Below are 17,977 nucleotides of genomic sequence, written 5' to 3' on the forward strand. Positions count from 1 at the left end.
TTGTAGCGGGTAGAAGTGCATTAGAGAAATTTCTTCTTCAGAAAGTTCATTTAAAGAAAATGGCGTGCATACCATTCAGCATGCACGCCATTTTTCCGGGCAGCCCGCCTTGCCGGCAGCCGCTTACATATTCGGATAATTCGGCCCGCCGCCGCCTTCCGGCGTCACCCACACGATGTTCTGCGTCGGGTCCTTGATGTCGCAGGTCTTGCAGTGCACGCAGTTTTGCGCATTGATCTGCAGGCGTTCGGCGCCGTCGTCGTTCTTCACGAATTCGTACACGCCGGCGGGACAGTAGCGCGCTTCCGGACCCGCATACGTGGCCAGGTTGACGTCGACGGGCACGCTGGCGTTCTTCAAGGTCAGGTGGATGGGCTGGTCTTCCGCGTGGTTGGTGTTCGAGATGAAGACGGACGACATCTTGTCGAAGGTCAGCTTGCCATCGGGTTTCGGATACACGATCTTCTTCGACTGGGCCGCCGGCTTCAGGCATTCGTGGTCGCCATGCGAGTGGTGCAGGGTCCACGGCGCCTTGCCGCGGAAGATCAACTGGTCGATGCCCGTCATCAGGCTGCCCAGGTACAAGCCTTTCGACAGCCATGGCTTGACGTTGCGCGCCACGTGCAGCTCTTCATGCAGCCACGATTGTTCAAACGCCACGGGGTAGCTCGTCAGTTCGTCGTGCTGGCGCTGCTCGCCCAGCGCGCCGAAGGCCGCGTCCGCCGCCAGCATGCCGCTCTTGATGGCTGCATGGCTGCCCTTGATGCGGCTCATGTTCAAAAAGCCCGCATCGCAGCCGATCAGCGCGCCGCCGGCAAACACCAGCTTCGGCAGCGATTGCAGGCCGCCGGCCGCAATCGCCCGCGCGCCGTACGAGATGCGCTTGCCGCCTTCGAAGAACTTGCGGATTTCCGGATGCGTCTTGTAGCGTTGGAATTCCTCGTACGGCGACAGGTAGGGGTTTTCGTAGTTCAGGCCCACCACATAGCCGACCATCACCTGGTTGTTTTCCAGGTGGTACAGGAAGGAGCCGCCATAGGTTTTCGTGTCCAGCGGCCAGCCGCTCGAGTGGATCACCAGGCCCGGCTTGTGCTGGGCCGGGTCGATTTCCCACAATTCCTTGATGCCGATGCCATACGATTGCGGGTCCTTGCCGGCGTTCAAGTCATACTTGGCCATCAATTGCTTGCCCAGGTGGCCGCGCGCGCCTTCGGCGAACAAGGTGTACTTGGCGTGCAATTCCATGCCCAGCTGGAAGTCGGGACCCGGTTCGCCATCGCGCTTGACGCCCATGTTGCCGGTCGCCACGCCTTTCACGGAGCCGTCGTCGTTGTAGAGGATTTCCGCGGCAGGAAAGCCCGGGAAGATTTCCACGCCCAGGTTTTCCGCCTGCTGACCCATCCAGCGCACCACATTGCCCAGCGAGACGATGTAGTTGCCGTGGTTTTCAAAGCAGGCCGGCACGGCGAAGCCTGGCGTTTTATACGCCTTGGTTTCCGTCAGGAACAGGATGCGGTCTTCCGTCACTGCCGTGTTCAGGGGCGCGCCCAATTCCTTCCAGTTCGGGATCAGTTCGGTCAAGGCTTTCGGGTCCATGATGGCGCCCGACAGGATATGGGCGCCCAGCTCGCCGCCTTTTTCCAGCACGCACACGGACACTTCCTGGCTTTTCTCTGCCGCAAGCTGTTTCAGGCGGATCGCGGCCGCCAGGCCTGCGGGGCCGCCGCCCACGATGACCACGTCATACTCCATGGTTTCGCGCGGTCCGTACTGTTCAACTAAGTTATTAGGCTGTGTCATGGTCTCGATTTATAGTCACTAAATAGGGTGAGTGTAGGGGCAGTGATGAATCTTCGTGGAAATTTAAGCACGAGTGTGCTTGTTTTTGGCGGAGATTGCAACTTTGGCGCCATTTTGCGTGACATTGCCCCACGCCGCAATCTAAATCCGGCCATTTTGTGTAATGATGGCGTTTACTTTTGCTCAAGTGTGGCGCAGGTGTTTTTGCCCTGCCGCCCGGGCTGGGTAGCAGCGGCAAGGTGTCATTCAAAACAATACAGGAGTAGCTCGTGGGCATAGAAGTCAATTTCGAGGGCAAGATTGCCCTGATTACCGGCGCATCGAGCGGCCTCGGCGCGCGCTTTGCGAAAGTGCTGGCGCAGGCCGGCGCCCAGGTCGTGCTGGCCTCGCGCCGCACCGAGCGCCTGAAGGAGCTGCGCGCCGAGATCGAAGCGGACGGCGGCGCCGCGCACGTGGTGTCGCTCGACGTGACCGACTTCGCCAGCATCAAGTCGGCCATCGCGCATGCGGAAACGGAAGCCGGTCCCATCGATATCCTCGTCAATAATTCCGGTGTCTCCACCACGCAACGCCTGGTCGACGTCACGCCCGAAGATTACTCGTTCGTGATGGACACCAATCTGCGCGGATCGTTCTTCGTGGCCCAGCAGACGGCCAAGCGCATGATCGCGCGCGCCAAGGGCGACCCGAAGAAACAGCACCGCATCATCAATATTGCCTCGATGGCGGGCTTGCAGGTGCTGCCGCAGATCGGCGTATATTGCATGAGCAAGGCGGGCATGGTGCACATGACGCGCGCCATGGCCGTGGAGTGGGGCAAGTACGGCATCAACACCAACGCCATCTGCCCCGGCTATATTTCCACGGAAATCAACGAGGATTATTTCGCCACCGAGCAGGGCAAGAAGCTGATCGAGATGCTGCCCAATAAACGCCCGGGCAAGCCGGAAGACCTCGACGGCCTGTTGCTGCTGCTGGCGGGCGAGGATTCGCATTTCATCAATGGCGCCATTATCTCCGCCGATGGCGGCATGAGCACGTTTTAACGCCATAAAACCTGCTGCGCGTCGCGCTTTGCGGCACGCTGCGGGTTTGTCTTGCGTCAAAGCAGCCCTAGCGCTGCAGCTGCAGCCCCACCAGCTTGTGCACCAGCTCGGACGAGGTCGAGGCGGCGAACTTGCGCATCAGCTTGGCGCGGTGCATTTCCACCGTGCGGGGGCTGAGGTCGATCTGGCGGGCGATGACCTTGCTGGTCTTGCCCTCCACCAGCAGGGCGGCGATCTCGCGCTCGCGCGGGGTCAGCTCGGCCGTCACGGGACGTTTCTCGCTGACATCCTCGAACGTCCAGATGCCCGCTCCCAGCGGTTTGTTCGGCAGCATGGCGTGGCCCGTGACGTGGCACCAGAACAATTCCCCATTGCTGCGGCGCATGATGCGCTCGTCCGAATAGCGGCCCCTGGCGTTCATGATGGGGATGATGCGGTCACCGGTGCGCAGGAATTCGTCGTGCGTGGGGTAGAGTACTTCGAAGGACTGGTCGTCGAGCTGGGCGCGCGCGTAGCCGAACATGGCCGCCAGCGCCTCGTTGCAGCTGCGCATGATGCGGTTTTCCGACATGCACATGCCCACGGGCGCGTGCAGGAAGATGCTTTCATAATCGATGGCTGACGCGGCGTTCATCTGATGCGTATCACTCTCACAGGGGGATTGCCGGCACGGCGCCGGTAGTTCTACGGTATTGTACTTTCCACTCGCGTATTTTATGCTGAGACGCTGCCTGAGTCATGGACTCAAGACCAAAGCTTAACAAAAGATAGAGGGACACCCATGAATAAAGTTTATCCTGACGCCGCCTCGGCGCTGGCCGGTATCGTCCAAGATGGCCAGACCATCGCCGTTGGCGGCTTCGGCCTGTGCGGCATCCCCGAAGCCCTGATCGGCGCCTTGCGCGATTCGGGCGTGACGGGCCTGACGGCCATTTCCAACAACGCCGGCGTGGACGGCTTCGGCCTGGGCCAGCTGCTGACCACGCGCCAGATCAAGAAGATGATTGCCTCCTACGTGGGCGAAAACAAGGAATTCGCGCGCCAGTACCTGGCCGGCGAACTGGAACTGGAATTCACGCCGCAAGGCACGCTGGCCGAGAAACTGCGCGCCGGCGGCGCCGGCATTCCCGCCTTTTTCACCAAGACGGGCGTGGGCACCATCGTTGCCGACGGCAAGGAATTGCGCGAATTCGACGGCGAACAGTACGTGATGGAGCGCAGCCTCGTGGCCGACGTGGCCCTGGTCAAAGCCTACATGGCCGACCGCGCCGGCAACCTGATCTACCGCAAGACGGCGCGCAACTTCAACCCGAACGTGGCCATGGCGGGCAAGATCACCATCGTCGAAGTGGAAAAACTGGTCGAAGTGGGCGAGATCGACCCGGACCAGGTCCACACGCCGAGCATCTTCGTGCACCGCATCGTGGTCAACGCGAACCCGGAAAAACGCATCGAGCAGCGCACCGTGCGCGCCGACTAAATACAAGATTGGGAGATGATCATGGCTTGGACAAGAGATGAAATGGCCGCGCGCGCGGCAAAGGAATTGCAGGATGGCTTTTATGTGAACCTGGGCATCGGCTTGCCGACCCTGGTGGCCAACTATGTGCCGGACAATATGGAAGTGTTTTTGCAGTCGGAAAACGGCTTGCTGGGCATCGGCCCGTTTCCCACCGAGGATGAGGTCGATGCCGACCTGATCAACGCGGGCAAGCAGACGGTGACGGCCCTGCCGGGCGCCGCCTACTTCAGCTCGGCCGATTCGTTCGGCATGATCCGGGGCGGCAAGATCAACCTGGCCATCCTGGGCGCCATGCAGGTGTCGGAAAAGGGCGACCTGGCGAACTGGATGATTCCAGGCAAGATGGTCAAGGGCATGGGCGGCGCGATGGACCTGGTCGCCGGCGTCAAGCGCGTCGTCGTGCTGATGGAACACGTGGCCACAGCCAAGGATGGCACGACGTCGCATAAATTGCTGAAACAGTGCGACTTGCCGCTGACGGGCGTGGGCGTGGTCGACGTCATCATCAGCGACCTGGGCGTCATCGACGTGACGGGAAATGGCTTGAAGCTGGTGGAACTGGCGCCGGGCGTGAGCAAGGAACAGGTGCAGGCGGCCACGGGCGCTGAACTGGACGTTTCGGCCGTCTAAGCGCGGCGCTGCATGGAATGACGGGGCGGACAGCGATGTCCGCCCTTTTTTTATGCGCCAGCCTTGCCGCGCAAGCCATCGACGCTGAACGCGCCCGCGCCGGCCACGGCGAAGTACAGGAAGGTGAAGCAGTACAGCACGGCCAGCTCGCCGCCGTTGAGGATGGGCAGGAAGGCGGCCGGTGCATGCGCCATGAAGTAGGCGGCCGCCATCTGGCCCGACAGGATGAAGGCGACGGGGCGCGTGAACAAGCCCAGCAGCAGCAGCGCGCCGCCAGCCAGTTCCAGCACGCCGGCCGCGCCCATCAGGGAAAACAATTGCAGGCCATCGAACATGGCCACGTGTGGCGCGCCGAACAGCTTGGCCGTGCCGTGCTGGATATACAGGAAACCGACGATGATGCGTAGCAGGCCCAGCAAACGTGGGTTCCAGGTGGCAAGGAAGGCGGGGGGCGGGAAGTTGGACATGGCGGCATACTCCATTCGATGGGGGGATGAATCGGTGTCAGGCTTGCAATCGCGATTATGCGTGAGCTTGCTGACAAACAGTGTTCATACTGTAATCATTTTTCATTGATTAATCATCTTATGAAATATTGATGCATCATTTACCAAATGTTGATGATGGGTCGGGGCGGGCATGAAAAAAGCCCCGGGGATCGCTCCGCGGGGCTTGCGTGTTGCTGTGGTGATACGTCTTACTTGACGATGTTCACGGTCGGCGCCACATGTGCGTCGTCGGCAGGGTGGGTGGGATGGGCCAGCTCGCTGTGCAGCTTGTCCATGTCCAGCTCTTTTTCCCATTTCGACACGACGATGGTGGCCACGCCGTTACCGACAAAATTCGTCAGCGCGCGGCATTCGCTCATGAAGCGGTCGATGCCCAGGATCAGCGCCATGCCGGCCACGGGTATCGTCGGCACGACGGCCAGGGTGGCGGCCAGGGTGATGAAGCCGGCGCCCGTGATGCCGGACGCGCCTTTCGAGGTCAGCATCGCCACGCCCAGGATGGTCAGTTCCTGCCAGATGGTCAGGTCCGTGTTGGTGGCTTGCGCCACGAACAGGGCGGCCATGGTCATGTAGATGTTGGTGCCGTCCAGGTTGAACGAGTAGCCGGTGGGCACGACCAGGCCGACCACCGGTTTCGAGCAGCCCAGGCGCTCGAGTTTCTTCATCAGGGCCGGCAGGGCCGATTCCGACGAGCTGGTACCGAGCACGATCAGCAGTTCTTCCTTGATGTACAGCAAGAAGCGGCCGATGGAAAAGCCCGTGTACTTGGCGATCAGGCCCAGCACGACGAAGACGAACAGGAAGCAGGTCAGGTAGAACGAACCCATCAGCTTGGCCAGCGGGATCAGCGATGCCAGGCCGTATTTGCCGATGGTGAAGGCCATGGCGCCGAAGGCGCCGATCGGTGCGACTTTCATGATGATGTTGACCATGCCGAAGATGGCATGCGACAGCTCGTCGATCAGTTTCGTGACGGGACGGCCGCGCTCGCCCAGCAGGGACAGCGAAAAGCCGAACAGCACGGCGATCAGCAGCACTTGCAGGATGTCGCCCTTGGCAAACGCGTCAACGAAGGTCTTCGGGATGATATTCATCAGGAAGTCGACGGTGGTCAAGCCTTCGGCGTGCGTGTATTGCGCGATCGACTTGGCGTCCAGGTGGGCCGGATCGGCATTGAAGCCGGCGCCCGGTTTGAGGATGTTGGCAACCAGCAAACCGATGGCCAGCGCGAAGGTCGAGACCACCTCGAAGTACAGCAGCGCCTTGCCGCCTACGCGGCCGATCTTCTTGACGTCCTGCATGCCCGCGATGCCGGAGACCACGGTGCAAAAGATCACGGGCGCGATGATCATCTTGATCAGCTTGATGAAGCCGTCGCCCAGCGGTTTCATGTCGACGGCGTTCGATGGGTAGAACACCCCCAGCAGCACGCCCGCCACGATGGCGAGCAGCACCTGTACGTACAGGATTTTGTAAAATGGTTTTTTCATGAGTGGTCTCCTCTTGCGGGTTGATGCTGCGATCATCTACCGATTGGCGAGGCCGCTCAATTGTGGATAACCGCAGATATGCAGTTTCGCTATATCGGGTATTCCAGCATGGTGCGGATGCTGCGCCGCAGCATTTCAGGCGTGCGCTTGGAGCATTGACCGCGCTGCGCTACACTGCCGTAGCGTCGCGCGCGGGACACCCGGCAGAAGGCAGGAAGCGGTGCTCTTTTTATATCAAATAAGGAATTGGCATGATCGAAGCGAGCATCAAATCCGTCCAGTGCATCTCTCCCGCAGGCTTGCATACCATGTCCTACAAGGAGTGGGGGGCGCCCGACAATCCGAACGTGCTCGTCTGCGCCCATGGCGTGACGCGCGTGGCCGACGACTTCGACAACCTGGCGCGCGCGCTGGCCAGCGATTACCGCGTGGTCTGCCCGGACGTGGTGGGGCGCGGACGCTCCGGCTGGCTGGCCAATCCGCAGTTCTACCGCATCCCGCAGTACGTGAGCGACATGGTGACCTTGCTGGCGCGCGTGCTGGCCAATGGCGAACGCCAGACGGTGGACTGGTTCGGCACCTCGATGGGCGGCTTGATCGGCCTGGGCCTGGCCTCCTTGCCGGACAGCCCGATCAGCAAGCTGGTGCTCAACGATATCGGCCCGACCCTGGCGCCGGAAGCCTTGCAGCGCATCGGCGATTACATCGGCCAGGACTTGCGTTTCGAGACCTTCGAGCAGGGCGCGCGTTTTGTCCGCGACGTGTCCGCCAGCTTCGGCCCGCACACGGACGCGGAATGGCATAAACTGGCGGTGGATGTGTTACGCCAGGACAAGGATGGCCACTGGCGCCGGCATTACGACATGGGCCTGGCCATGCCTTTCCGCTCGGCCACGCCGGAATCGGCGGCCACCGATGAAGCCATGCTGTGGGCCGCGTATGATGCCGTGCGCTGCCCGACCCTGCTGGTGCGCGGCGCCGAATCGGACTTGCTGTCGCACGCGACGGCGCAGAGCATGCTGGGCCGCGGCCCGAAAGCCGAGCTGGTGGAAGTGCCGGGCGTGGGCCATGCGCCCACCTTCATCCATGACGACCAGATCGCCATCGCGCGCAAATTTTTGCTGGGCAAGTAAGCAGCTAACTCGCAGTACGATATTCAGTAACGCAGTACAGATTTTGAAACAAACGAAAGAAAAGCATGGAAATTAAACGACTGCACGTAGGCAAGCGCCTCTCCGAAGTGGCGATACACAACAGCACCATCTATCTGGCCGGCCAGATCGCCGAAGACACGACGCAGGATATCGTCGGGCAGACGCGCGAAGTGCTGGGCCACGTCGACCGCCTGCTGATGGAAGCGGGCAGTGACAAGACCTGCATCCTGTCCTGCCAGATCTACATCGCCGACATGAAGGACTTCGACGGCATGAACGCAGTGTGGGACGACTGGGTCGCGTCCAGCCATACGCCGCCGCGCGCCACGGTGGAAGCGAAACTGGCCAATCCGGCATGCCTGGTTGAAATCGTCATCATCGCTGCAGAACGCTAAGGTATTACATGGTTTCCATCTCGGCCCCGAATAGCGCCACCTCGGAACAACTGGTAGAGGGCTTGAGTGCGCCGGACAGCGCGCGCGTGCTGGACGCGCTCGCGTATGCCACCGCGGCGTATGGCGACAAGCAGACCTTTGCCGGCCGTTCCGCGCTGGAATTCGCCATCGGCGTGGCCACCACCCTGGCGTTCCTGCGCAGCGATGCGGAAACGCGCATCGCCGGCCTGATGTTCGAGCTGACCTTGCTGGAACCCGACACGGCGGCCGATATCGAACCGCGCTTCGGCAAGCAGGTGTGCGACCTGGCCACCGGCGTGCGCCAGCTGATACGCTTGCGCGCGCTGACCCAGACGCAGCACGCCGGCGGCGGGCGCGGCAAGAATGCGGCGCAGCAAGCCGTGGCCCAGGTGGAAACCTTGCGCAAGATGCTGCTGGCAATGGCCTCCGACATGCGCGTCGTGCTGGTGCGCCTGGCCGCCTGCGTGACGACCTTGCGCTATTTTGCCGAGTTGAAGCTGTTTAACGACATGACGCGCGAATACGGCAAGGAAACCCTGGATTTGTACGCGCCGCTGGCCAACCGCCTCGGCATCTGGCAACTGAAGTGGGAACTGGAAGATTTATCGTTCCGCTTCATCGAACCGGAAGCGTATAAGCGCATCGCCAAGATGCTGGAAGAAAAGCGCATGATGCGCGAGGGCTTTGTGTCCTCGGCGATCCTGCGCCTGCAAACGGAGCTGGCCTCGGCCGGCATCCAGGCCGAAGTCTTCGGCCGCCCGAAACATATCTATAGCATCTGGAACAAGATGCGCGGCAAGGAACTCGATTTCACGGCCCTGTACGACGTGCGCGCCTTCCGCGTCATTGTTGCCGACGTGAAAACCTGCTACACGGTGCTGGGCGTGGTCCACAATATCTGGACCCCCATCCCGAAAGAATTCGACGATTACATTTCGCGCCCGAAACCCAACGGTTATCAGTCGCTGCACACGGTGGTGACGGCCGAGGACGGCCGGCCGCTGGAAGTGCAGATACGCACGAATGAAATGCACAGCTTTGCCGAATACGGCGTGGCCGCGCACTGGCGCTACAAGGAAGAGGGCGGCTCGAATTTTGCCGGCCAGAAGTACGACGAAAAGATCGCCTGGCTGCGCCAGTTGCTGGCCTGGAAGACCGAAGTGGCCGATGCCGTCGTGGGCCAGGAAGAAATCCAGCGCGAATGGGTGGAAAAACTGAAATCCGCCACCCTGGACGACCGCATCTTCGTCATGACGCCGCAGGCGCGCGTGCTGGAGTTGCCCGTGGGCGCCACGCCCGTGGACTTTGCCTACCATCTGCATAGCGATGTGGGCCACCGTTGCCGCGGCGCCAAGGTCGATGGCGTGATGGTCCCCCTGAATACGCAGCTGAAGAATGGCCAGACCTGCGAAATCATCACGGCCAAGGGCGCGCCGGGCACGGCCGGGCCGTCGCGCGACTGGCTCAGCGCCGGCTACGCCGTCAGCACGCGCACGCGGTCGAAGATACGCGCCTGGTTCCACGCCATCGACATGCAGGAAACGCTGGCCCACGGCCGCGCGCTGGTGGAAAAGTCCTTGCAGCGCGAAGGCAAGACGGCCGTCAACCTCGAGGCGCTGGCGCAAAAGCTGGGTTTTTCCAAGGTTGACGAACTGTTCTTGTCGGTGGGCAAGGATGAATTCAGCCTGCGCCACGTGGAGCAGGCGCTGCACGACAATGGCGAAGTGGTGGTGCCGGAAGACGCCGTGCTGGTGGGCAAGAGCCGCGCTTCCAGCGTGGAGCAGGGCGCCAAGTCCGGCGTGCTGGTGGTGGGCACGGAAGGCTTGATGACGGTGCTGGCCAAGTGCTGCAAGCCGGCGCCGCCGGACAGCATCGTCGGCTTTGTGACGCGCGGCAAGGGCGTCTCGATCCACCGTGCCACCTGCAAGAACTTCGAGGAAATGCGCGCCAAGTCGCCCGAGCGCGTGATTTTTACCGAGTGGGGCAGCACGGGCGGGCACGACACCGTGTATCCGGTCGATATTTTTATTCTTGCTGGCGACCGCCAGGGCTTGCTGCGCGACATTTCCGAAATCTTTTCGCGCGAAAAGATCAACGTGATCGGCGTCAATACCCAAAGCGCCAAGGGCCAGGCCCGCATGACGTTTACGGCCGAGATCAGCTCGACGGCGCAGCTGTTGAAGGCGCTGAATGTAATTAAAGACGTGAGCGGGGTGCTTGAGGCGCGCCGTAGCTGACGCCTGACCAAACCTACTGCGCGTCGGTATAGGCGGCCTGCGATGCTCACCGTACCTTCGTACGGTTGCGCTTCTTAGCCACCTCTCCCTTCCGCTCGCTACGGTTTTGTCAGGCGTTGTGACGCTTGTTGAACCTGGTGTTAATGCGTCTTGTCGCCTTCATGCAAGCCCGCCATCGCCGCCGTCTCCGGCTGCAAAGTAATATGGTCGATGCCATGCTTGGCCAGCAACATCTTCTTGATCGCGCGCAATACCTTCGGCCAATGGTCGAGGTGCTCGATCTCCACGTGGCCGATCAGGGCCGGCTGGCCCGGCGACATGTCCCACACATGCAGATCGTGCACGGCGATCACGCCGTCCACCTGCTCCACGTCCGTGCCCACTTCGATGTAGTCGATGTGCAGGGGCACGCCTTCCATCAGGAAGTGGTAGGACTCGCGCAGCACGCCGAAGGTCGACTTCAAAATCAGCAGCGACACCAGCACCGACAGCAGCGGGTCGATCTGCATCCAGCCCGTGAAGTAAATCACGGCGCCCGCGATGATGGCGGCGACCGAGCCGAGCAGATCGCCCATCACGTGCACGAGGGCGGCCCGCGTATTCACGCTTTGCTTGTCCTTGGACAATACCCATGCCACCACCACGTTGATGGCCAGGCCGATGAAGGCGACGATGAAGACCATGCCGCCCTTCACGGGTTGCGGGGCGGAAAAACGCAGCACGGCTTCATAGCAGATCCAGCCCACCACGCACAGCATGGCCAGGCCGTTGACGAAGGCGGCCAGCGCCTCGGCGCGGCCAAAGCCGAACGAGTGGCGCGGCGAAGGGGGGCGGCGGGCGATCAGTTGCGCCAGCAGGGCCAGGCCCAGCGCGGCCGCGTCCGTGACCATGTGGCCCGCGTCGGAAATCAGGGCCAGCGAATTGGACAGGAAGCCGGCCGCCACCTCGATGCCGGCAAAGGACAGGGTCAGGCCCAGCGCCCACGCAAGGATGCTCTGGCTGCGGCCCTCGAACGAGTGGGTGTGTTTGGCGTCGCCCTTCAGGTGGGCGTGCAGATGGGTGGCGTCGTGTTCGGTGCTATCGTGCATGGAGTGCTTTGTGGAATGGGCTTGCCGTCAGTGTAATTGAAAAGCAACAAAATAGTCGGCACGACAAAAAACCTGCAGGCCGGATGGCACTGCAGGTTTTTTCTTGATGCGAAACAATATTACTACGTAGCGGTCTCGCCGAACTTGCCTTCGCGGAAATCCTGCACGGCCTGGAACACTTCCGCCTGGGTATTCATGACAAACGGGCCATACTGCGCGATGGGCTCGTTCAGGGGCTGGCCGGCGACGAGGATCACGCGGCCGCCTGCGGGCGCTTCGATGCGCACGCCGTCGCTGCCCGGCGTATTGGCGAAGATGGCCATGCGCAGGGCGGGCACGGCCTTGCCATCGACCCGCACTTCGCCGCGAAACGTGTACAGGAAAGCGTTATGGCCTGGCGGCAAGGGCTGCTCGAAGCTGCTGCCTGCCGGCAAGTCGATATCGAGATACAGCGGCTGCGTCAGCTCGCGCTGCACGGCGCCCGCCACGCCATGGCTCTCGCCGGCGATCACTTGCACGGCCACGCCCGCGTCCGTCGTGTAGCGGGGAATTTCCTCGCTCGTGAAATCGCGGTACCACGGCGTGCGCATCTTGTCGCGCGCGGGCAGGTTCAGCCACAATTGAAAACCTTCCATCACGCCTGCTTCCTGTTCCGGCATTTCCGAATGGATCACGCCGCTGCCGGCCGTCATCCATTGCACGCCGCCCGACGTCAGCAAGCCTTCGTGGCCCGCGCTGTCCTTGTGGCGCATGCGCCCCGTGATCATGTACGACACGGTTTCGAAACCGCGGTGCGGATGCTCGGGGAAGCCGGCGATGTAGTCGTTCGGCTGGTCGCTGGCAAAGTTGTCGAGCATCAAGAACGGATCGAGACGGCGCTGCAGCTGCTGCGTCAGCACGCGGTTGATCTTCACGCCGGCGCCATCCATGACGGCCTGGCCGGCGATCACGCGCTCGACGGCGCGTGGTTTCGTGACGGTGGTGATGTCGCTCATTGTTCTCTCCTCTAGGCCGGGACGGCGCCAGTGCGCCGCCCCATTCACTGCCGGGAATTACACCAGGATCGCGTTGATCTCGGCGTCCGCTTGCGCCTGCGCCTTGGCCACGGCTTCCGGCCCCATGCCCATGCCTTCCGAATACACGTATTGCACGTCGGTCAGGCCCAGGAAACCGAACATGGTGTTCAGGTAAGGCACCTGGCTGTCGTTGGCGCTGTCGCGGTGCAAGCCGCCGCGGGACAGGCCCACGTAGACTTTCTTGCCGGTCAACAGGCCCACGGGGCCGTTTTCCGTGTACCTGAAGGTGACGTTGGCGCGGGCAATCGCGTCGAACCAGCTTTTCAGTTGCACGGTGATGCCGAAGTTGTACATGGGCGCGCCGATGACGATGACGTCGGCGGCTTGCACTTGCGCAATCAGCGCGTCGTCCAGGGCGATGCGGGCCGCCTGTTCCGGCGTGCGCTTGTCGGCCGGCGTGAACAGCGCTTGCAGGGTCGGCTCGTCGAGCACGGGGTGCGGTTGGGCGGCCAGGTCGCGGCGGGCCAGGGTGGCGCCGGGGTTGGCGGCTTGCACGCGGGCAACGATGGCGTCAGCCAAACGGGTCGAGGCGGAGCCGGTGCTGCGGGCGCTGGAATTGATTTGCAGGATGTTCATCTTGTTTTCTCCGTTGTGAGGTGTCTTGCGATGGATGAACTATAGCAATTCCAAAAACCATCCGGAAGCCGTTAAAATGGATAACATTAATCCACTCATGCAACAATCAAAAATATGGATATCGATCCCGGAGATTTGCTGCTGTTCGCCCGCGTCGTCGAGTGCGGCAGTTTCAGTCGCGCCGCCGTGCGCGTGGACTTGCCCAAGTCGACCCTGTCGCGCCGCATTTCGCAGCTGGAAGCGCGGCTGGGCGAACGGCTGCTGCTGCGCACCACGCGCAAGCTGGCGCTGACGGAGTTTGGCGCCAGCCTGCTCGAGCATGCGCGCAAGGTGGTCGAGGAAACGGAGGCGGCCGGCGCGCTGGCCCAGCACCGCCAGGCCGGTCCCAGCGGCTTGCTGCGCATTTCCATGCCGGCCGACTTTGGCGACGCGCTGATGCGCCAGGTGCTGGCCGAGTTCGTGCGCCGCTACCCGGCCATTTCGCTGGAACTGGACTTGTCGGCGCGCCGCGTGGATTTATTGGAAGAAAATTTCGACCTGGCCATCCGCATGGGCAACCTGCCCGACGACGCCAGCCTGGCGGCGCGCCGCGTGGCCTTCAGCACCCTGGCGCTGTATGCCTCGCCGCAATACACGAGCGTGCACGGCTTGCCCGAGCATCCCGACGATTTATATGGCCATGACCTGCTCAGCTTGCCACGGGCCGTGCATGGCCTCGTGCACTGGACTTTGATGCGCGGCAAGACGACGTGGGAGCGCGATTTGCCCGTGCGCCTGCTGGCGAACTCGCCGGAATTGCTGGTGCGCATGGCCTGCACGGGCGTGGGCATCGCGGCCAGCACGGACCGCTTCGCCAAGGCCTATGTGGCGACGGGAGAACTGGTGCGCGTGCTGCCGGAGTGGAGTTTCCCGCTAGTCACGGGCTGGGCCGTGTTTCCCGGCCGGCGCCTGATGCCGGCCAAGACGCGGGCGTTTCTGGACTTGATGGAAGAGATGTATCAAACGGACGCGCCCGTGTAGGCGCGTCCTGTTGGCTTACCTGGGCACGTTGCCCATGACTTCGCCCAGCTGCACGGGGCCGGCTGGTTGCCAGTTGGCATTGAATTGCACGGTGTCTTTCGGGAACAGCATGACGACGGTGGAGCCGAGCAGGAAGCGGCCCAGCTCTTCGCCCTGTTTCAGCACGACATTGTCGTTGGCATAGCTCCAGTCGCGGATTTCACCCGTGCGGGGCGGGTTGACGACGCCGTGCCAGACGGTGGCCATGCTGCCGACGATGGTGGCGCCGACCAGGGTCATGACGAAGGGACCGTTGGCCGTGTCGAACACGCAGACGACGCGCTCGTTGCGGGCGAACAGGCCGGGAATGCCGCGCGCCGTCGTCGGGTTGACGGAGAACAATTCGCCAGGCACATAAATCATGCGCGTCAAGCGGCCGTCGCAGGGCATGTGGATGCGGTGGTAGTCGCGCGGGCTCAGGTACAGATTGGCGAAGCTGCCGTGTTCGAACTGGGCCGCCAGGGCCGCATCGCCGCCCACCAGGGCCGTGGTGCTGAAGTGGTGGCCCTTGGCCTGGAAGATCTGGTCCTTGTCGATCGTGCCGAACTGGCTGATGCGGCCGTCGACGGGACAGACGTAGTCGGCCTTGGCCAGCGGCCGGGCATCGGCGCGCAGCGCGCGCGTGAAGAAGTCGTTGAAGCTGGCGTAATGCGTGATGTCCGGGTCCAGTGCCTCATCCATGTTGACGTTGTAGCGGCCGACGAACCAGCGGATCAAACGCGTGGTCATGGCGCCGCCCTTGGCGCCGGCGATGCGGCCGGCGAAGTTGGTCAACGCTCCCTTGGGCAGCAGATATTGAGGCAAAACGGCAAGACGGTCAGACACGATGGGAAGCCTTTGACGGGGTGATGGGAATAATGGTGAAAACGCATTATAGCGGCGATGTGGCGCGCAATGATACGGGCCGTGCGGGACGCTGTCTTGCCCGTGGATGCACCGAATTTAATTTGCCATAAGAAATATTTTATGGAGACTGTGTCATAAGAGCAAAATTGTCGCAAAATACGGCTGCCTGTTTTTGCGCTTCAAGCCATTTTTGTTCAGCCAATTTTTTAGCCCAGCCATGACGTCTAGCCGCTCCCTCCGCCTCACCATTGCTGCCTCCGCCGTCCTGTTTGCCGGCCAGGTACAGGCCCAGTTGTCCGCGCCATCGGCTGCCGTTGCCGCCGATGGCGCGGTGCCGGCGCCGCCCAAGGCCGCCGCGCCTGCCATGCAAACCGTGGAAGTCAAGGGCGGCGGCTATGATCCGCGCCGCGACGATACGGCCAGCAAGATGGTCGTGAGCAGCGAGGAAATCCTCAAGTATGGCGACACGAATGTCACCGACGTGCTCAAGCGCCTGCCCGGCATCACCGTGTCCGGCGCGGCCGGGCGCAGCGGCGGCGAGATCCGCATGCGGGGACTCGGCAGCGGCTACACGCAGATTTTGCTCAATGGCGAACGGGCGCCGGCCGGCTTTTCGCTCGATACCCTGTCGCCCGACGTCATCGAGCGCATCGAGATCCTGCATGCGGCCAGCGCCGAATACAGCACGCAGTCGATTGCCGGCACCATCAACGTGGTGCTGAAAAAGGCCGTGAAGACGGCGCAGCGCGACATCAAGCTCGGCGTGGGCGGTGGGCGCGATGCCTTTTCCAGCAATGGCAACCTGCAACTGTCGGACAAGGACGGCATTTTTTCCTATTCGCTGGCCGCTTCGTTCTACCGCTACGACTACCACTATGAAAATCCGCTCGACAATCCGGCGCTGGACCTGGGCTACTTGCCCGATGGCCGGCAAAACCTGCTGCGGCGCATCAGCGGCACCGGCGATGGCCGTTCGGAGGGCATCAACTTGTCGCCCCGGCTGAACTGGGCATACGCGGACGGCGATAACCTGACGGCGCAATTTTTTCTCAATGGCGGACGCGGCGATAACCGCAGCCATAGCCGTACCGACACGCTGCTGGGCTTGCGTCCCGACTACGACACGAATGACGGTACTTCCGGCAACCATTACGTTTTCGGCCGCACGGACCTGACCTGGGTGCGCAAGCTCGACGCAGGTGCCAGGCTGGAACTGGGCCTGCGCGCAAGCGCCACCAGCAATACGGCCGACAGCCATCCGCTCGGCTATGTCGATGGCGTGGGGCTGGTGCTGGACCGCAAGGTGCGCGTCGAGGCCAGCTACCGCAGCCTGACGTCCACCGGCAAGTATTCTTTGCCATGGATGCCGGGCCATGCGCTGTCCATGGGCTGGGATGGCACCGTCAGCCAGCGCGAAGAAGAGCGTCGCCAGCGCGAGCTGGCCTTGCCGGGCGGCCGCCCGCCCGTCGATAGCGATGAACATTTCGATGCCGACATCAAGCTGCTGGCCCTGTATGCGCAGGATGAGTGGGATGTCACGCCGCGCTGGTCCATGTATGCGGGCCTGCGCTGGGAAGCCATCGACACGCGCAGCGCGGGCGCCACCTTCGAGGCGGTGCGGCAGCGCAGCAGCGTCTGGAGCCCGCTGCTGCAAACCCTGTGGAAGTTGCCCGATACCAAGGGCGACCAGGTGCGCCTGGCGCTGACGCGTACCTACAAGTCGCCGTCGACGACGAATTTGATTCCGCGCCGCAGCATTTCCACAAATAATAGCCAGACGGAGCCTGACCGTGTCGGCAATCCGAACCTGAAGCCGGAGCTGGCGCTGGGCATCGATGCCTCGTACGAGCATTATTGGGCCGAAGGGGCCTTGCTCAGCGCGCGCGCCTCGGCCCGCCGCATCGATGGCTATACGCGCCAGGGCTTGCTGTTCGTCGACGACCGCTGGGTCTCCACGCCCGTCAACGATGGCCGCGCGAATACGCAGACCCTGGAGCTGGAAGCGAAGTTCCCGCTGCGCGCCGTGCTGGCCGCGCCCGTGCCCGCGCTCGACGTGCGCGCCAGCATCAGCCGCAACTGGTCGCAAGTGGAGCACGTGCCCGGGCCCAACAACCGGCTCGACCAGCAGACGCCCGTCAGCGGTAATTTCGGCCTCGACTACAAGACGCCGGACGGCATCCTGACCACGGGCGGCAGCTTCAATTTCCGCAATGGCGGCCCGGTGCGCATCACCGAACGCCAGAGCGCCTACACGTCGCCGCGGCGCGACCTCGACCTGTATGCCCTGTGGAAGTTCGATGCGAAGAACCAGCTGCGCCTGGCCGTGTCGAATCTGCTGGCGCAAGACTTCGAAAGCAATACCATGTACACGGACGCCAGCGGCAGCATTGCGCGCAATGGCATTTCCACCAGTTCGCCGCAGGCGCGCGCGACGATGGAAATGAAGTTTTGACGGCCGTGCCTTCCGATTGAAAACTGCGGCCGGCAGCCTTGCTGGCCTATAATCTCGGCAATCAAGCGGGCGGCCT

The 17,977-nt window shown here is 62.5% G+C and carries 16 protein-coding genes; 8 read left to right on the top strand and 8 right to left on the bottom strand.

Annotation, left to right across the window (positions count from 1 at the left end; genetic code table 11):
• Positions 1-123: 123 nt before the first annotated feature.
• Positions 124-1,800 (bottom strand): electron transfer flavoprotein-ubiquinone oxidoreductase, encoded by a 1,677-nt coding sequence (locus AC3RCJ_RS13040; protein WP_492958750.1) that lies wholly within the window; start codon positions 1,798-1,800, stop codon positions 124-126.
• A 269-nt stretch (positions 1,801-2,069) separates the two neighbouring features.
• Between AC3RCJ_RS13040 and AC3RCJ_RS13045 the strand changes: the two genes are divergently transcribed.
• Entirely contained in the window at positions 2,070-2,846 is a 777-nt protein-coding gene (locus tag AC3RCJ_RS13045) for an SDR family oxidoreductase (protein ID WP_034752351.1), read from the top strand.
• Positions 2,847-2,913: 67 nt separating this feature from the next.
• On the opposite strand, the gene AC3RCJ_RS13050 is transcribed toward AC3RCJ_RS13045, so the two are convergent.
• Positions 2,914-3,480: a LuxR C-terminal-related transcriptional regulator gene (locus tag AC3RCJ_RS13050; RefSeq protein WP_086137696.1), complete on the bottom strand. Its 567-nt coding sequence runs from the start codon at positions 3,478-3,480 to the stop codon at positions 2,914-2,916.
• Positions 3,481-3,627: 147 nt separating this feature from the next.
• Between AC3RCJ_RS13050 and AC3RCJ_RS13055 the strand changes: the two genes are divergently transcribed.
• Together AC3RCJ_RS13055 and AC3RCJ_RS13060 are read left to right on the top strand one after the other, a co-directional pair.
• Entirely contained in the window at positions 3,628-4,326 is a 699-nt protein-coding gene (locus AC3RCJ_RS13055; protein WP_070289089.1) for a CoA transferase subunit A, read from the top strand.
• 21 nt (positions 4,327-4,347) lie between these two features.
• Positions 4,348-4,998, top strand: coding sequence for a CoA transferase subunit B (locus AC3RCJ_RS13060; protein WP_492958753.1), 651 nt, complete (start codon positions 4,348-4,350; stop codon positions 4,996-4,998).
• A gap of 50 nt (positions 4,999-5,048) precedes the next feature.
• Here AC3RCJ_RS13060 and AC3RCJ_RS13065 read toward each other — a convergent pair whose 3' ends face one another.
• The gene (locus AC3RCJ_RS13065) at positions 5,049-5,465 is read right to left on the bottom strand and encodes a DoxX family protein (RefSeq protein ID WP_492958755.1); all 417 of its coding nucleotides are present in this window, start codon (positions 5,463-5,465) and stop codon (positions 5,049-5,051) included.
• A gap of 230 nt (positions 5,466-5,695) precedes the next feature.
• Entirely contained in the window at positions 5,696-6,997 is a 1,302-nt protein-coding gene (locus tag AC3RCJ_RS13070; protein ID WP_492958757.1) for a dicarboxylate/amino acid:cation symporter, read from the bottom strand.
• Between the two features lie 251 nt (positions 6,998-7,248).
• Between AC3RCJ_RS13070 and AC3RCJ_RS13075 the strand changes: the two genes are divergently transcribed.
• The 3 genes from AC3RCJ_RS13075 to AC3RCJ_RS13085 all read left to right on the top strand — a co-directional run bounded on the left by AC3RCJ_RS13075 (position 7,249) and on the right by AC3RCJ_RS13085 (position 10,804).
• Positions 7,249-8,130, top strand: coding sequence for an alpha/beta fold hydrolase (locus AC3RCJ_RS13075; RefSeq protein ID WP_492958759.1), 882 nt, complete (start codon positions 7,249-7,251; stop codon positions 8,128-8,130).
• Between the two features lie 65 nt (positions 8,131-8,195).
• The gene (locus tag AC3RCJ_RS13080) at positions 8,196-8,546 is read left to right on the top strand and encodes a RidA family protein (protein ID WP_492958761.1); all 351 of its coding nucleotides are present in this window, start codon (positions 8,196-8,198) and stop codon (positions 8,544-8,546) included.
• Between the two features lie 8 nt (positions 8,547-8,554).
• Positions 8,555-10,804: a RelA/SpoT family protein gene (locus tag AC3RCJ_RS13085; protein WP_492958763.1), complete on the top strand. Its 2,250-nt coding sequence runs from the start codon at positions 8,555-8,557 to the stop codon at positions 10,802-10,804.
• A 140-nt stretch (positions 10,805-10,944) separates the two neighbouring features.
• Here AC3RCJ_RS13085 and AC3RCJ_RS13090 read toward each other — a convergent pair whose 3' ends face one another.
• The 3 genes from AC3RCJ_RS13090 to AC3RCJ_RS13100 all read right to left on the bottom strand — a co-directional run bounded on the left by AC3RCJ_RS13090 (position 10,945) and on the right by AC3RCJ_RS13100 (position 13,544).
• Positions 10,945-11,892 (bottom strand): cation diffusion facilitator family transporter, encoded by a 948-nt coding sequence (locus AC3RCJ_RS13090; protein WP_492958765.1) that lies wholly within the window; start codon positions 11,890-11,892, stop codon positions 10,945-10,947.
• 122 nt (positions 11,893-12,014) lie between these two features.
• The gene (locus AC3RCJ_RS13095) at positions 12,015-12,887 is read right to left on the bottom strand and encodes a pirin family protein (RefSeq protein ID WP_492958767.1); all 873 of its coding nucleotides are present in this window, start codon (positions 12,885-12,887) and stop codon (positions 12,015-12,017) included.
• 57 nt (positions 12,888-12,944) lie between these two features.
• A complete protein-coding gene (locus AC3RCJ_RS13100) occupies positions 12,945-13,544 on the bottom strand; it encodes an FMN-dependent NADH-azoreductase (protein WP_492958769.1) in 600 nt (199 codons plus the stop codon).
• 114 nt (positions 13,545-13,658) lie between these two features.
• On the opposite strand from AC3RCJ_RS13100, the gene AC3RCJ_RS13105 reads away from it, so the two are divergent.
• Positions 13,659-14,564: a LysR family transcriptional regulator gene (locus AC3RCJ_RS13105; protein WP_492958771.1), complete on the top strand. Its 906-nt coding sequence runs from the start codon at positions 13,659-13,661 to the stop codon at positions 14,562-14,564.
• Positions 14,565-14,579: 15 nt separating this feature from the next.
• Here the strand turns inward: AC3RCJ_RS13105 and asd are convergent, their stop codons facing one another.
• The gene (asd, locus tag AC3RCJ_RS13110; RefSeq protein ID WP_492958773.1) at positions 14,580-15,428 is read right to left on the bottom strand and encodes an archaetidylserine decarboxylase; all 849 of its coding nucleotides are present in this window, start codon (positions 15,426-15,428) and stop codon (positions 14,580-14,582) included.
• 238 nt (positions 15,429-15,666) lie between these two features.
• Here asd and AC3RCJ_RS13115 point away from each other — a divergent pair, with 238 nt between their 5' ends.
• Positions 15,667-17,901, top strand: a complete 2,235-nt coding sequence (locus tag AC3RCJ_RS13115) for a TonB-dependent receptor plug domain-containing protein (RefSeq protein ID WP_492958775.1) — start codon at positions 15,667-15,669, stop codon at positions 17,899-17,901.
• Positions 17,902-17,977: the final 76 nt, after the last annotated feature.

The organism is Janthinobacterium sp. GW822-FHT07H11 (assembly GCF_058798615.1).

Bases quoted from the DNA above. Each gene is read 5' to 3' on its own strand.
- AC3RCJ_RS13085 (WP_492958763.1), top strand. From the start codon at position 8,555: ATGGTTTCCATCTCGGCCCCGAATAGCGCCACCTCGGAACAACTGGTA.
- AC3RCJ_RS13070 (WP_492958757.1), bottom strand. From the start codon at position 6,997: ATGAAAAAACCATTTTACAAAATCCTGTACGTACAGGTGCTGCTCGCC.
- AC3RCJ_RS13060 (WP_492958753.1), top strand. From the start codon at position 4,348: ATGGCTTGGACAAGAGATGAAATGGCCGCGCGCGCGGCAAAGGAATTG.
- AC3RCJ_RS13100 (WP_492958769.1), bottom strand. From the start codon at position 13,544: ATGAACATCCTGCAAATCAATTCCAGCGCCCGCAGCACCGGCTCCGCC.
- AC3RCJ_RS13090 (WP_492958765.1), bottom strand. From the start codon at position 11,892: ATGCACGATAGCACCGAACACGACGCCACCCATCTGCACGCCCACCTG.
- AC3RCJ_RS13040 (WP_492958750.1), bottom strand. From the start codon at position 1,800: ATGACACAGCCTAATAACTTAGTTGAACAGTACGGACCGCGCGAAACC.
- AC3RCJ_RS13075 (WP_492958759.1), top strand. From the start codon at position 7,249: ATGATCGAAGCGAGCATCAAATCCGTCCAGTGCATCTCTCCCGCAGGC.
- AC3RCJ_RS13115 (WP_492958775.1), top strand. From the start codon at position 15,667: ATGACGTCTAGCCGCTCCCTCCGCCTCACCATTGCTGCCTCCGCCGTC.
- AC3RCJ_RS13105 (WP_492958771.1), top strand. From the start codon at position 13,659: ATGGATATCGATCCCGGAGATTTGCTGCTGTTCGCCCGCGTCGTCGAG.
- AC3RCJ_RS13065 (WP_492958755.1), bottom strand. From the start codon at position 5,465: ATGTCCAACTTCCCGCCCCCCGCCTTCCTTGCCACCTGGAACCCACGT.
- AC3RCJ_RS13095 (WP_492958767.1), bottom strand. From the start codon at position 12,887: ATGAGCGACATCACCACCGTCACGAAACCACGCGCCGTCGAGCGCGTG.
- AC3RCJ_RS13050 (WP_086137696.1), bottom strand. From the start codon at position 3,480: ATGAACGCCGCGTCAGCCATCGATTATGAAAGCATCTTCCTGCACGCG.
- AC3RCJ_RS13080 (WP_492958761.1), top strand. From the start codon at position 8,196: ATGGAAATTAAACGACTGCACGTAGGCAAGCGCCTCTCCGAAGTGGCG.
- AC3RCJ_RS13055 (WP_070289089.1), top strand. From the start codon at position 3,628: ATGAATAAAGTTTATCCTGACGCCGCCTCGGCGCTGGCCGGTATCGTC.